Here is a 14058-nt window from a genome sequence, read left to right on the forward strand (position 1 = left end):
AAGAGGAATTAAATAGAGAGATTGAAAAAGATCGTCTGGCACATGGAAAAAAGCCATTAAAGAAAAAAGATGATAACCAGCCACCTGCATCCGGTGGAACCGGAAATGATAAAGATTCTATATCTGAAGAACTTCCTGAAGATGTGAAAACACAAAAATGCAGCATCAGCGATCCGGAAAGTGGATGGTTGTATTGGATACAGAAGGAAACACGGACTGTGAATACAGCATGGGGAGTGAGGTAACTGGAAAAAAGAAATACATCCTGGTTATGTCGGATCGTACTTCTGACAGGAAAATGAATCAGGCACTCTCAGAGGCGGTTCATGCTGCAGAGACAGCCAACCGGGCAAAGAGTACTTTTCTTTCCAATATGTCCCACGATATCCGGACACCAATGAATGCAATTATCGGTTTTACGACACTGGCAGTAAGCAATATTGATGATAAGAAAAAGGTTCGGGACTATTTGGGGAAGATCCTTTCAGCCAGCAATCATCTGCTTTCGTTGATCAATGATATTCTGGATATGAGCCGTATTGAGAGTGGAAAGATCCAGCTGGAGGAAATGGAGGTCAGTCTGTCAGATGTGCTTCATGATCTGAAGACAATTGTCAGTGGGCAGATTCATGCGAAGCAGCTGGAGCTTTATATGGATGCCATGGATGTGACAAATGAAAATGTCTATTGTGATAAGACACGGCTGAACCAGGTGCTGCTGAATTTATTATCTAACGCAATCAAGTTTACCCCGGCAGGAGGAACTGTTTCTGTCCGGCTGAGACAGTATCCTGGAACAAAAAAAGGCAGTGAACTGTACGAGATACGGGTAAAGGATAACGGAATCGGCATGAGTCAGGAATTCGTGCAGAAGATCTTTTCACCGTTTGAGCGGGAGCGGACTTCCACTGTCAGCAGGACTCAGGGTACAGGACTTGGCATGGCCATTACCAAGAATATTGTGGATATGATGGGTGGAACGATTGAGGTTCAGACAGAACAGGGCAAAGGTACTGAATTTATTGTCCGTCTGCCATTTCGGATTCAGCCTGAGCAGCACCATACAGAGAAGATTGCAGAGCTGGAAGGCCTTAAGGCACTGGTTGTAGATGATGACTTCAATACCTGTGACAGTGTGACAAAGATGCTTGTGAAGGTGGGAATGCGTTCGGAGTGGACACTTTCTGGTAAGGAGGCTGTTCTCCGTGCACGTCAGTCTGTGGAACTTGGGGATGCATTCCATGCTTATATCATCGACTGGCGTCTGCCGGATATGAATGGCATTGAAGTTACCCGTCAGATTCGCAGTCTTGGTGATGATACACCGATCATTATCCTGACTGCTTATGACTGGTCAGATATCGAAGTGGAAGCCAGGGCAGCAGGCGTGACTGCATTTTGCGCGAAACCTCTGTTTATGTCAGATATCCGGGAGACTTTGATGACTGCCATTGGCCAGAAACAGGCAGATGTAGAGGATACAATCTTCCCAGCAGCAGGTTTGGATTTCAGGGGAAAGAGTCTGTTGCTTGTGGAAGACAATGAGCTGAACAGTGAAATTGCGGTGGAGATCCTAAATGAATACGGCTTCCTGGTTGATACTGCCGAAAATGGAGCAGAGGCAGTGGAGAAAGTGAAAAATTCAAAACTGGGCAATTATGATCTGGTGCTGATGGATGTGCAGATGCCGGTAGTGAATGGATATGAGGCCACAAAACAGATTCGTGCCCTGAATGCTCCGTCGCTGGCGGGAATTACGATCCTTGCCATGACGGCCAATGCATTTGACGAAGACAGAAAGAAAGCACTGGAATGCGGCATGGATGGATTCTTATCCAAGCCAATAGTTATTGAGGAATTGATTAATACATTACAGAATAATCTGAAGTGAGTTCTTGGAATTTCATAAAATCCGGCGGGAGGTATCGAAACGCAGGTCATTGAAGCATGATAAGTGGACTTAGTATGATATTATTTATTAACCCGGGAGATTGACAAGGAGGAATTCAGTTGTTGGAGAAAGCGGTTCAGGCTGCAATATATGAAAAAGCTCTTAAAAATCATTATATAGAAATCCTGTACATTGATTTTGAGGATACAGGAAAATGCATAAAGCTTTATCAGGATACGAAGTTGAGTAATGGTGAAAATATTTTTTCAGAGTCAGATGAGCAGATGTTTGATGATTATATCTGTGAGAAAATTATGCGTTATGCATCTGGTGATATAGATGATCTTAATCAGATAAAACAGCAGATGACGATGGAAGCAATCACACAGGGAACAGCAGAACACATCATGTTATGATCAATTTTATGCTGAATGGCGAGATGCGTTTCATGCAGTTTGACTTTACGAGGGAAAGGGAAGATACAAAAAATATTTTCCTGTTTGTGGAGGACTATACAGATCCACAGCAGCAGATGATGCTGTTGCAGAAGAATGAAGTCATGCAGGAAAAGATCGATTTCTTTAAATCAAACAGTGGAATGAGCTCAATTGATTACAATGCAATTTCAGGTCAGTTAACTATCCTGAACGGAAAACAGCAGATACTATGTCAGAGAGATAATCTGAATTTTGATCTGTTCAAAGAATTAGGTGTAAAGGAAGAAGATGTTCAATATATTCAAGTTTTGTTACATCAGACATCGGTACAAAATAAAGAAATCTCTGCCAAGATAAAAGCGACGGTGGAGAATAACAGTCAGATGTATAGAATGAAATTGCATACATTGTGGTCGCCTTTAAAGAAAGATGGATACATTGGAATCAGTGGATATTTTGAAGTATGTCAATGACAAAAATTTCTTCCAACTCTGTTTGATTCCTTTTCAAGAGAGCGGAATACGATCGTTGGTAAAGTTCCAGGTATGGATGGACATATAGCAAAGCCAATCCAGGTTGATAAGCTGCTGTTTATACTAAATGGAGTGTCACTCTGGAAAATATGCAAAAGCAGGGAGAGATGACTAATGAAACGGATCGCCATATGTGATGATAACGAAATTGAAAGGCTGATAATTGCAGAGATGCTGAAAGAATACTGTTGCGAGATACAACAGCAGGTAGAACTGACAGAATATAGCTGTGGAGAACAACTGATTGCGGATATTGAGGAAGACGAGTGTCATGTGGAACTGATCTTCCTGGATATCTATATGCCTGGGATTAATGGAATGGATACAGCTAAAAAACTCCGGGAGCTGCACTGTGATACTGAAATCGTATTTCTGACAGGCACGACAGAGTATGCGGTTGATGGCTACGAAGTCGGAGCTGTGGGGTATATGGTAAAGCCGGTGGGAATGAAGAAGCTGGTTACACTGCTTAATCATGTCTTCTGGATGGAACTGAAGAAACGGGTTGAAGTGAAATGCGGAAAACAGTATCGTTACCCATTTACCAGTGATATTATGTATATAGAAGGGGTAGCTCATAAAGCTACATTTTTTCTTGTTGATGGAAGTACGATCAGTACTATAGAGAAGATCAGCACACTAAAAGAGAGAATCGGCGGCGAGTCTTTTCTGCAGTGCCATCAGAGTTATCTGGTAAATATGGCTTACATTGCAGACATCCAGAAGGAAGTATATATGACCAATGGAAAGAAGATACCAATCAGTGTGCGCAGACGAACAGAAACGATAGAACGTTATCATCAGTTTTTTAACAAATATTTTACTTCAGGAGAGGAAAATAACAGGAATTAGAATAAAGAATATCATTTTTACTTTATAAATCAACATTTTTGTAAAAAATGAAAATGGCATCAAAACGTGCTATAATCCGAATATGTCAAAGGCAAACCGGTTGAAAAATCGGGACGTAAAGCCAGAAGGGGCTAAGGAATCTTGAGTAAAGAACATGACGAGAACTCCTGTGGATTTGCCACAGGAGTTTTTCAGAATCAATATAAACGTATGGCAGGCACTGACTATAAAAGCTGGTGTTTCTTTTTTGTCCTTAGAAACATTTCAATCAGTTCACCATGTCACTTTCATTTTGTGCTATAATGTTGTCAGAGTTCGCAAACACTGATGGGAAGATATATTTGATGAAGGCGGAAGAAAGATGAATTTAGAAACAATGGTATATTATCTGATAATTGTAAATGTTGTAGGTTTTCTGGTATATTTTTTGAATTATATGCTGAGAACTCATACAAAGGGAAAACAGATCAACATTCTGATCTATCTGATTTCTCTGGCAGGCGGGGCAGCAGGCATGCTGGCCGCAGTCCTGTTATTTGATCGGAAAGCTGTAAAAGAAAATATGATGTCCAGAGTATGGATTATCTGTATGTTGGTGATTCAGGTGATTTTGTTTTTGCTGTTCAGAGGGCAGAAGACGGATGCCTGGAATCTGGATGTGAATGCCTTTCTGGAAAAACATAAAATATTGACGATTTATCTGGGAGTCATCAATATCGTTACATTCTTATTTTTTGCCATCGACAAGTATCGGGCTGTCAGGAATAAATCAAGAATCCGAATTATAACCTTACTGGGAATGGCATTTGCCGGTGGTTCGGTAGGAGCATTGCCTGGAATCTATCTCCTGCGACATAAGACAAAGAAGAATTACTTCACGGTGGGAGTGCCACTGATGATGGTGATGCAGGTGTTGGCACTATTTTATGCCATGAATACAGGATGGTAAGTTTGGGAGGAAAAAAATGAATATTACAGTATATCTTGGAGCATTGGAAGGAAACGATCATACACTGACAGAAGCGGTCAGAGAACTGGGTACATGGATTGGAGAGAGCGGTCATGCACTGGTATATGGCGGCTCAAAGTCAGGACTGATGGGAAAACTGGCAGAGAGCGTATTAGCGGCAGGCGGTGAAGTCACAGGCGTAGAACCGCAGTTTTTCATTGATGCAGGATTCGAGTACGATGCCATTACCAGGCTGATCGTAACCAAAGATATGACAGAACGCAAAACCAGGATGATCGAACTGGGAGATGCATTTATCGCATTTCCAGGCGGAACAGGCACTTTGGAAGAAATCACAGAGGTTATGTCAAAGTTGTCATTGAAACATCTGGATGCGCCGTGTATCTTGTACAATCTCAATGGATATTATGACAGCCTGAAAGAATTGCTGGTACATATGATCGAGATGGGGCTGTCAACGGAAGAAAAGCAAGAGGGAATATACTTTGCGGAGAACCTGGGAGAGATTAAAAGGATTATAGAGACAGAAAGAAAATGAGAGATAAGGATAAGAGAGTTCTTTTTTGTTATAAGTTTTACAGAAGTTGCTTAAAGGAGAAAAACAGTGACGCAGGAAACGATTGATTAAGTACTAAAATTCAGAGATGACAGAGACTGGAAACAGTTCCATAATCCAAAGAATCTGGCTATATCCATCAGTCTGGAAGCAGCAGAATTATTAGAAGTATTCCAGTGGAGCGGATCAGATACTGTCTGCGAAGAAAAGATGGATAAAATCCGGGAAGAACTGGAAGATGTGCTTAATTATTGTATATTGATGGCAGATGCATGTGGACTGGATATGGACGAAATCATACAGAAAAATGTGAAACAGAATAACGAAAAATATCCAGTAGAAAAAGTATATGGAAGTAAAGAAAAATATACGGAATTGAAGTTGGGGTGACAAAGAATGGATACAGAACGATATTTTAAAGCTACTGAAGAAAATTTGGACAATATAGAGAATTATCTTGAAGGAACAGAAGAAGAGCTGAAAGTAATAATCGACTATGTTGAAATTACAAGGCATATTCAAGAAATACATCAATGGTATGAAATTTTTATGTACAGTCTTGACCAATTGAAAAAAGCTACTTGGTATAATAATAAAATAGGAATCAATGCATATCTTATAAGCTTAATAGGAGCTGGAAAGACTATTGCAGATTCAATGAGCTTATGTATAGAAAAAAATTATGGGAAAGAAGAGCGTCTATTTATTAGTAAAGAATATGACAATAGTTTTTCATATAAATTTTTAATACGATTGAGAAATTATTCTCAACATGGACATATTCCGGTTAGTATAATAGAGAATCGCCCTAAATTTGATCTTATGCAAATTTATAATACCCCACACTATGAGTTTAATAATACATTGAGAAAAGAAGTTGAGGATTTTATAAAATTTATACATAAAAATCATGATTGCGCAGAAGGTCCTATGTTGGATTTTGAAAGTACAGTATGTTCATACACTTGTTCCATTTTTAGAATATATAAAAAATTTTTAGAAAAAATATGTGTCAGTGTAGAAAAATATCGCAATGAAATTCAACTGGCAATAAAGGAAAAACCAGAAATAATAAAGCATGGTGATAAACGAATGGACGGATGGATTTTTTATGTTATTAAGGATGTTGATGATAAAAATATACAAGCGGTAGATGCCGTTTCGAATCCAAACGAAATGATTTCTATGTGGAAAAATGAAGTAATTGATATATTGAAAAAAGAAAATCGAATATTAAAAGAGATGACTTCAAAATCCATACCAGTTGGTAATTTTAAGAGGAATCCATAATATACGATTCGAATAATTATTAATGAGATGATGAAAAATTTCTGTATCAATGATTGTACATATAGCATGACTAAAAGAATGGAATTGAAGACATTAAATTGACAAAAAGTTATACCTTAAGTGTAAAGATATGGTTGATAATAATTGTTGGATGAAGTCATTGCGCAATTGATACGGATTGCATTACTAATGAAACTAAATGTACCAAACGAAGAAGCAGAAGAGATTGTAGAACAGAGGGGAAAATAAAGCATGAATGAAATGGAAAATGTAGGATTATTTGATGATGTGCTTGGAATGATCTATTCTGCAAAGCAGAAAGCGGAATATCAGGTTAATTCTACAATCATTGAATTATATTGGGCGTAAGCGATGAATAACCACCCGTGTACGACTCCCAGGAGACCTCAGATAGGAAGGTCCCGAGAGTATGAAACTTTTTCTGTAAAATAATGTTTATAAGGTTCTTCTATGATACAATAAATATCATTAGGAGGGCCTTTTATTATGGCAAGACAAAAGAAACCTGTACATCGTGTACAAATGACAGAAGGAAAACGAAACATCATCCATCAGCTCCTGGAAGAGTACGATATCCAGTCTGCAGAAGACATTCAGGATGCGCTCAAGGATCTTTTAGGCGGCACCATTAAGGAAATGATGGAAGCTGAAATGGATGATCATCTTGGTTACGAAAAATCCGAACGCTCAGATAATGATGATTATCGCAATGGTTATAAGCGGAAACAGGTCAACAGCCGGTATGGCTCGATGGAAATCGAAGTGCCACAGGATCGCAAATCAACGTTTGAACCACAGGTTGTGAAAAAACGTCAGAAAGATATTTCCGATATTGATCAGAAGATCATTTCCATGTATGCCAAAGGAATGACTACCCGGCAGATTTCCGAAACCATCGAAGATATTTATGGCTTTGAAACTTCTGAAAGCTTTATTTCTGATGTGACTGATAAGATCCTGCCACAGATCGAAGACTGGCAGAACCGGCCACTGGACGAGGTCTATCCCATTCTCTACATTGATGCAATCCATTATTCTGTAAGGGATAATGGCGTGATCCGAAAACTTGCTGCTTACGTGATTCTGGGAATCAACACGGAAGGAAAAAAAGAAGTTTTAACCATCAGTGTTGGCGATAACGAAAGCGCAAAATACTGGCTTTCCGTTATGAATGAACTGAAAAATCGTGGTGTCAAAGATGTATTAATCATCTGTGCCGATGGTTTAACCGGAATCAAAGAAGCGATCGCAGCAGCTTTTCCAAAGACGGAATACCAGCGCTGTATTGTACACCAGGTAAGAAACACGTTGAAATATGTCCCGGATAAAGACAGAAAAGCCTTCGCTACGGATCTGAAAACCATTTATCAGGCCACAGATGAAAAGAAAGCTCTGGCAGCCTTAGAGCGTGTAACAGAAAAATGGACACCGAAATATCCGAATTCCATGAAGCGCTGGAAGGATAACTGGGACGCAATCTCGCCGATCTTTAAATTTTCAACGACGGTCAGAACGGTGATTTATACTACAAATGCTATTGAATCCCTGAATTCTACCTACCGGAAACTGAATCGCCAGAGAAGCGTATTTCCAAGCGATACAGCTCTATTAAAGGCACTGTATCTTGCCACATTTGAAGCTACGAAGAAATGGACCAGTACGATCCGCAACTGGGCACAGGTGTATGGTGAACTGAGTATTATGTACGAAGGACGCCTCCCAGAGTAACGAATAAACAGGCGAATAAGACGGGCGGAAAACCGCCTGCTCTTGACATGCCATTCAACAACTGTTATATATAAAACAAGGGTGAGAAGCCTGATTTTCAGGCTTGCCACCCTTGCATATCATAGAAGAATCTTATTTACAGACTTTTTCTCACAGTCTCAAGGTCCCCTCGATTTTCAGGTAGTATTTTTTCTGTATCTGTTATTCCTGAACAGTTTTCCTTTATGAATTCACTCCACGGCATCAGCTGTTTTATGCCTGCGGGCTCATTTTTATAGTCCGGCATATACAGCAAGAGTGTGTAGAGGTATTGATAAATGTTCAGGTTGTTTGCCTTGGCTGTTTCAATCAGGCTCATGACGATTGCGCTTGCATTTGCACCATCAACCGTATCATGAAACAGAAAGTTCTTCCTGGCTGTTGCGTAAGACTTTGCCCTCCGTTCCGCTGCGTTGTTTGAAATCTCACATCTTCCATCAAGAAGATAGTTCATCAGTGTTTCTTTGTGGTTGAAGGCATAGTTTACTGCTTTTTCAAGTTTGCTTCCGCCTGTCGGATTCAGGGTTCCCAGCCATGACCAGAATTCATTCCATATTTCCGGTTCCTTTTCCTGGCGTTTCTGCTTCCGTTCCTCTGCAGGAAGTTCCTTATAGCAGCGTTCCAGGAAAAACAGACGGTTGCAGAAAGCTACTCCTTTTTCTGCCGGAAGAAGGCCGTTGTCATCTGACCTTCCGGCAGAAGGCTCTTTCAGTTTCTCTTCTGAATTGATATCCAGAAGCTTCAGCTTTTTCCGGCCTCCTGCCGGGACAGCTTCATAAAACTTCCTGCGGCAATGTGCCAGGCAGCATACCAGGACCACATCTTCGATCCTTCCGTATGCGGAGTAACCGTCACAGTGCAGCAGCCCTTTGAATCCGGACAGGAATTCGATCGGGTTTTCCCCGCCTCTGCCGGGCCGGTAATCATAAAGCACGATTCCCGGAAGCCCATCGCTTCCACTCAGATAGATCCACATATAAGATTTTGAGGTGGCTTCCTTCCCTTCTTCATGAAGGACCTGGCATGGTACCTCATCCGCATGGATCACTTCCCGGCCTAAAAGTTCCTGGTGAAGTGCCTCATATATGGGGGCAAAGTATTCCAGCGCACAGTAGTTATACCAGTGTGCTGCTGTTTCCCGTGGAAGAGGGACTCCTTTCTGGAACCAGTCTTTTTCCTGGCGATAGAAGGGAAGATACAGACAGCTTTTCTGGTACATGACCATTGCCACCATATCCGGTGATGCCGGACTATGGGGAAGTAAGGCAGCTGGTGTTTTGGCTGCCCGGATCGTTGTATCGTCCTCCTCGCGGCAGGCCGGACAGACCAGGGTCTCCTGAAGATACCTGACACGTTCTACCTTCGCAGGGGTGATCCTCAGTTCCTCACGGACAGTTTTGTACCCAAGATGTTCCATAGGCGCATCGCAGTCCGGGCAGAAACGTTCCGATTCCGGTACGTCACATCTGATATCCCGGATAGGGAGCAAGGCATACAGATCACCACGTACGGATTTCTTTTTTCTGGTACGTGTATGTTCTTTGACCACGACAGTTTCTTCTGGCTCTGTATCCTGTTCAGACAGATCCACGGATCTTTCCTTCTTTACTTTTTCGCTGGAAGTACCAAAAAACTTTCTCTTAAACTCATCCAGGGTTTCATTCAGGTTTGCAATGGTACTTCTAAGATCTGTCACCGTGCTGCGGAGTTCGTCAACAGTGGAACGCAGGTCAGAGATCGTCTGGTCCTTTTCTTTCAGGCGTTCTTCCTGCTCCGCATTTGTTTTCATAAGCAGCTGGATCATATCCTCAGGATTTACAGGCATTGGCTTTATCCGTCCTTTTCTTTCTTATCTTTATTATAAAGGAAAAGAAAGATGGGCGCAAACCAGCGGGATTTTCGCTTCGTCATTATGACGGGGGATAACTTTCCTGAAAAAAGGCAAAAAGCTGTAAATATCATGCCACTTTGCTTTTTTTCATGAAAGTTATCCACAGATAAAAAATCAGAGCCGTCCCTGGGGTGGGAACATCCACAAATCCAAAAACCGCAGGATGCGGACGGTGGATAAATGCCTATTGTCTTTGACCTGGAACAGAAATGAAAATTTATAAAATCTCTGTTTTGCACAAAGGTTAAAAATCTTTCTTCCGCCCACCAGCCCTGATTGCCTTTGGCTGGTCGATGGAAAGGCCTTCCATAAGCCACCGGAATTCCTGCCTGGAAAGTAGCCTTGCTTCGGAAGCAGTCCTCGGCCACTGGAAACGTCCGGTTCCATCCAGCCTTTTCTGCATCAGGACGAATCCTGTTTTGTCAAAGTAAAGGGCTTTGATTTTACGGCTGTCCCTTCCGCAGAACAGATAGACAGCATTGGCATATGGATCCAGCTGATAGGTGTCGCGGATGATCGCCATCAAACCATCAAAACTCTTTCTCATGTCGGTTCTTCCGGTGATCAGGAAAATTTTTGATACACCGGAGATGTCGCCTAACATAATGCCCGCAGCACAGAGACCGTATTTGCGATCGTTTCCCTGGCTGCTCTGTTTGAGATATCAAGCTGGATTCCATTCATCCGGATTGTGATGACAGTATCAGGATGCTCCCCCTCACCACCTGCTGTCTGGGTTGGCGGGATACAGAATTCCTGCTCTGCAAAAGAAACCGGAACAACTTCCTGTTTTTGTGGAAGCGTATCCTTTCGTTCTGTGATCTCACATGCCTTGGCTCGCAGGCGGCGTATATGATAATAAAACTTGCTTGGCTGGATATGATGCTCTTCACACCAGGTTTTATCCGGAAGGCCGCTGGTACGACATTCATGGATAATATCCAGCCATTCTTCATCAGATCGACGCGGATGTCTTTTCAAAGTAAATCACTCCTAATTCTAAAAATATTTGGAGTGTTTTTTTACACTGGACCCTAATGATGTGAAGTAAAATGGTCCGAATAGTAAAGTAACATAGAAGATGTATATAAACTCCACTCCATGAGAGAATTATCTCATGAAAAAAGGAAACTGTCTAAACGGTGGGTTATTCATCGCATACTATTGGGCTATTGGGGAGTATGTTTCAAAGCAAATCGAAGTAAATGGCTGGGGAAAATCTACAGTTAAAGCATTGTCAGAATATATCCTTAGCAGAGAGCCTGGCATCCGAGGCTATTCATCACAGAATATTTGGAGAATGAAACAGTTTTATGAAACATATAAGGACAGGCCAGAACTCTCAACGCTGTTGAGAGAAAATACATGGTCAAATAATATGCATATTATTTCAAAAACTAAAAGCTATGAAGAAAAAGAATTCTATCTAAAACTGGCTTCTAAGGAGAAATATAAGGCAAAAGAGCTGGCACGACAGATTGATAGTGGATATTATGAGCGTCTGATTTTATCAAATGGAAAGGCTCCATCAGCAATTGAGAGCAAAGATATGACAGGTGTGCTTCGAGATATGTATATGCTGGAATTTCTGGATCTTCCGGAACCATATAAAGAGTATGACCTGAAAAAAGCAATTTTGAAAAATATGAAGAAATTTCTCTTGGAATTTGGCAGAGATTTTCTTTTCATTGATGAAGAGTATCACGTTCAGGTTGGAAATAATGATTATTATGTAGATCTTCTTTTCTATCATAGAGAGCTTCAGTGTCTGGTTGCAATTGATTTAAAGATTGATGATTTTAAGCCTGAGTATATGGGCAAGATGGATTTTTACCTGGAAGCATTAGACAGAGATGTTAAGAAACCACAAGAGAATCCGAGTGTTGGAATGATTCTTTGCAAAAATGCAGACACAGATGTTGTGGAATATTCTTTAAGCAGAAGTTTATCTCAGACAATGATCGCTGAGTATAAGACAAAATTGATTGATAAGAGCATCCTGCAGAGAAAACTGGCTGAATTGTATGACATGGCAGAGGAAGAAGTGAAAAACTCTCAACAGGATTGAGAGTTTTAGAAAATAATTAATAGATGAGGATATGAAAAATGATTCAAAGAAATACTGACAATTTTACAGGGTTTATCATTCAAGATAAGGAAAAAATATATTTTTATGTTCAAGATAAAATCTTTTATTTTATTTCAAAAGGTGCTGGTATTTTTGCAGGTCTAATGAAACAAGACTTAAAATCACCGGATCATTTTTTGTATGGATATACTGCTGATGGATATCAGTTAGCATTGTATCAATCTATATGAGCAGACCAGAGTAGTGACAAAGTATAATAAAGACCAGAAAAGCTATATTAAAACATACCCAGAATCAAGAAAGGAATATGGACTTAAAATAAAAGATTATGATTGCAAGTTGATATGACCCAGATGGGAATCTGATTGAGGTGGGAACGCCGTTTAAATCGTAAGGCGTTCCCTCTCTTTCAGAATCTTCGGAAAGAAGTGGAAGAAAAGGCAGCTGGTTACGGTGGCAGATACCACGTCGGCTACCGGTTCGGAAAAGAACGCGGCATCTGCAGTGAGCAGAGCAGGCAACAAAATCAGTCCGATAAGGAAGACGAACTTCCGAAAGGCGGAGCAGAAGAGTGCCAGCTTTACTTTTCCAAGGGCAGTGGTCTCATCTACCAGCGGATACTGTACCGCCAGAGGGATAATCATAAAAGTGAACCGTTTGATGTAAGTGACAGAACGGCTTAAGATCTCAGGATCTTCTGTGAAAAGCTGTACATAGACCGGGGATACGGTCCAGGTCACGATGGTCATAAAAATACAGAAGGAAACGCATAGTCCGGTGATGCACAGAATCGCTTTTTTGATTCGCTCTGCGTCACCTTTTCCATAGTTAAAGCTGACAACCGGCTGGCTGCCAAGGGTGATGCCACCCATAGGCATGGTAATGAGCAAGAGATAACTCTGCACAATGGTTGCACAGGTGACCAGTGTATCGCCTTCTCCTGGTCCACCATAACGCTGCAGCACAGTATTCAGAACAATGAGCAGAATACTGTCACTGGCAAGAATGAGGAACGGAGAAAAACCAAACGTAACGATCCGTTTCATCATGCGTAAATGAAAATCGCCCCATCCAAGGCGTACAGGCATCCGTTTACTGAGCAGGCAGCCAAGGACGAACAGGCAGGAGACGATCTGGGAGATGACCGTGGCAATGGCAGCACCGGCAACGCCCATATGGAAGACGAAGATAAAGAGCGGATCCAGAAGGATATTCAGGACTGCTCCGATCACCACTGTCGCCATACCGAGACCGGAAAATCCCTGAGCAATCAGAAAACTATTCATACCACCGGAGATTAAGGCAAAGAAAGTTCCGGCAGTATAAATTGTGACATAAGTATTGGCATAAGAAAAAGTAGCATCGCTGGCGCCGAACCACATGAGCAGCTTATTTTTGCTGAGCAGAAAGATACTGGTCAGCACTGCTGACAGAACCAGCAGCATCAAAAATCCGTTGTTCAATACCTGGTGGGCTTCTTTTTCATTGCCACTTCCCATTTTCATAGCCATAATAGGCGCCCCGCCCTGACCGACCATAGAACCAAAAGAAGCTAACAGAGTGACAATCGGTGCGCAGATTCCTACGCCTGCCAGTGCCAGATCACCAACACCGGTACCGATATACATACGGTCTACGATGGAATATAATACATTAACCAGCTGTGCCAGCATGGTTGGGATGGCCAGCCTTACTACCAGACTGGGAATCTCATCCCGCCCAAGATCATTTGTGTGACTCATAAGATTATCCAATTCCTCA

The 14058-nt window shown here is 41.4% G+C and carries 13 protein-coding genes, 3 pseudogenes and 1 riboswitch; of the genes and pseudogenes, 12 read left to right on the forward strand and 4 right to left on the reverse strand.

Annotation, left to right across the window (positions count from 1 at the left end; all coding sequences use genetic code 11):
* The 10 genes and pseudogenes from OCV47_RS14405 to OCV47_RS14450 all read left to right on the forward strand — a co-directional run.
* Window positions 1-188: pseudogene (locus OCV47_RS14405) on the forward strand (hypothetical protein); the annotation flags it as partial.
* A gap of 38 nt (window positions 189-226) precedes the next feature.
* Window positions 227-1891 (forward strand): annotated as a pseudogene (locus OCV47_RS14410) (hybrid sensor histidine kinase/response regulator); the annotation flags it as partial.
* 119 nt (window positions 1892-2010) lie between these two features.
* Entirely contained in the window at window positions 2011-2307 is a 297-nt protein-coding gene (locus OCV47_RS14415; protein ID WP_262655762.1) for a hypothetical protein, read from the forward strand.
* The gene (locus tag OCV47_RS14420) at window positions 2304-2801 is read left to right on the forward strand and encodes a hypothetical protein (RefSeq protein WP_262655763.1); all 498 of its coding nucleotides are present in this window, start codon (window positions 2304-2306) and stop codon (window positions 2799-2801) included. The genes OCV47_RS14415 and OCV47_RS14420 overlap by 4 nt, the downstream gene beginning before the upstream one ends.
* 174 nt (window positions 2802-2975) lie before the next feature.
* Complete coding sequence (locus OCV47_RS14425) at window positions 2976-3713, forward strand: LytR/AlgR family response regulator transcription factor (protein ID WP_262655764.1); 738 nt, start codon at window positions 2976-2978, stop codon at window positions 3711-3713.
* Window positions 3714-3793: 80 nt separating this feature from the next.
* A riboswitch (cyclic di-GMP riboswitch) is annotated at window positions 3794-3852 on the forward strand.
* 222 nt (window positions 3853-4074) lie between these two features.
* Window positions 4075-4662, forward strand: coding sequence for a DUF1294 domain-containing protein (locus OCV47_RS14430; protein ID WP_262655765.1), 588 nt, complete (start codon window positions 4075-4077; stop codon window positions 4660-4662).
* A gap of 16 nt (window positions 4663-4678) precedes the next feature.
* Window positions 4679-5221 (forward strand): LOG family protein, encoded by a 543-nt coding sequence (locus OCV47_RS14435; RefSeq protein ID WP_262655766.1) that lies wholly within the window; start codon window positions 4679-4681, stop codon window positions 5219-5221.
* A 66-nt stretch (window positions 5222-5287) separates the two neighbouring features.
* A pseudogene (locus tag OCV47_RS14440) lies at window positions 5288-5629 on the forward strand (nucleotide pyrophosphohydrolase).
* Between the two features lie 6 nt (window positions 5630-5635).
* Window positions 5636-6529: a hypothetical protein gene (locus tag OCV47_RS14445; protein WP_262655767.1), complete on the forward strand. Its 894-nt coding sequence runs from the start codon at window positions 5636-5638 to the stop codon at window positions 6527-6529.
* Window positions 6530-7036: 507 nt separating this feature from the next.
* Window positions 7037-8278 (forward strand): IS256 family transposase, encoded by a 1242-nt coding sequence (locus OCV47_RS14450; protein WP_008369914.1) that lies wholly within the window; start codon window positions 7037-7039, stop codon window positions 8276-8278.
* A gap of 136 nt (window positions 8279-8414) precedes the next feature.
* Here the strand turns inward: OCV47_RS14450 and tnpC are convergent, their stop codons facing one another.
* From tnpC to tnpA, 3 genes are all read right to left on the reverse strand, one after another.
* On the reverse strand, window positions 8415-10142 hold the full coding sequence (tnpC, locus tag OCV47_RS14455) for an IS66 family transposase (protein ID WP_262655768.1): 1728 nt from the start codon (window positions 10140-10142) through the stop codon (window positions 8415-8417).
* 310 nt (window positions 10143-10452) lie between these two features.
* Window positions 10453-10812 carry an IS66 family insertion sequence element accessory protein TnpB gene (gene tnpB / locus OCV47_RS14460; RefSeq protein WP_262655769.1) on the reverse strand — a complete coding sequence of 120 codons (360 nt, stop codon included), beginning with the start codon at window positions 10810-10812 and terminating at the stop codon, window positions 10453-10455.
* Window positions 10806-11189, reverse strand: a complete 384-nt coding sequence (tnpA, locus tag OCV47_RS14465) for an IS66 family insertion sequence element accessory protein TnpA (protein ID WP_262655771.1) — start codon at window positions 11187-11189, stop codon at window positions 10806-10808. Before tnpA ends, tnpB begins: the two co-directional genes overlap by 7 nt.
* Before the next feature lie 136 nt (window positions 11190-11325).
* Here tnpA and OCV47_RS14470 point away from each other — a divergent pair, with 136 nt between their 5' ends.
* Window positions 11326-12276 (forward strand): PDDEXK nuclease domain-containing protein, encoded by a 951-nt coding sequence (locus OCV47_RS14470; protein ID WP_262655772.1) that lies wholly within the window; start codon window positions 11326-11328, stop codon window positions 12274-12276.
* A 38-nt stretch (window positions 12277-12314) separates the two neighbouring features.
* Window positions 12315-12527, forward strand: coding sequence for a hypothetical protein (locus OCV47_RS14475; protein ID WP_262655773.1), 213 nt, complete (start codon window positions 12315-12317; stop codon window positions 12525-12527).
* 153 nt (window positions 12528-12680) lie between these two features.
* Here OCV47_RS14475 and OCV47_RS14480 read toward each other — a convergent pair whose 3' ends face one another.
* Window positions 12681-14039, reverse strand: a complete 1359-nt coding sequence (locus OCV47_RS14480) for an MATE family efflux transporter (RefSeq protein WP_262655774.1) — start codon at window positions 14037-14039, stop codon at window positions 12681-12683.
* Between the last annotated feature and the right edge of the window lie 19 nt (window positions 14040-14058).

It is taken from the genome of Muricoprocola aceti, from assembly GCF_025567005.1.
Lineage (GTDB): Bacteria > Bacillota > Clostridia > Lachnospirales > Lachnospiraceae > Marvinbryantia > Marvinbryantia aceti.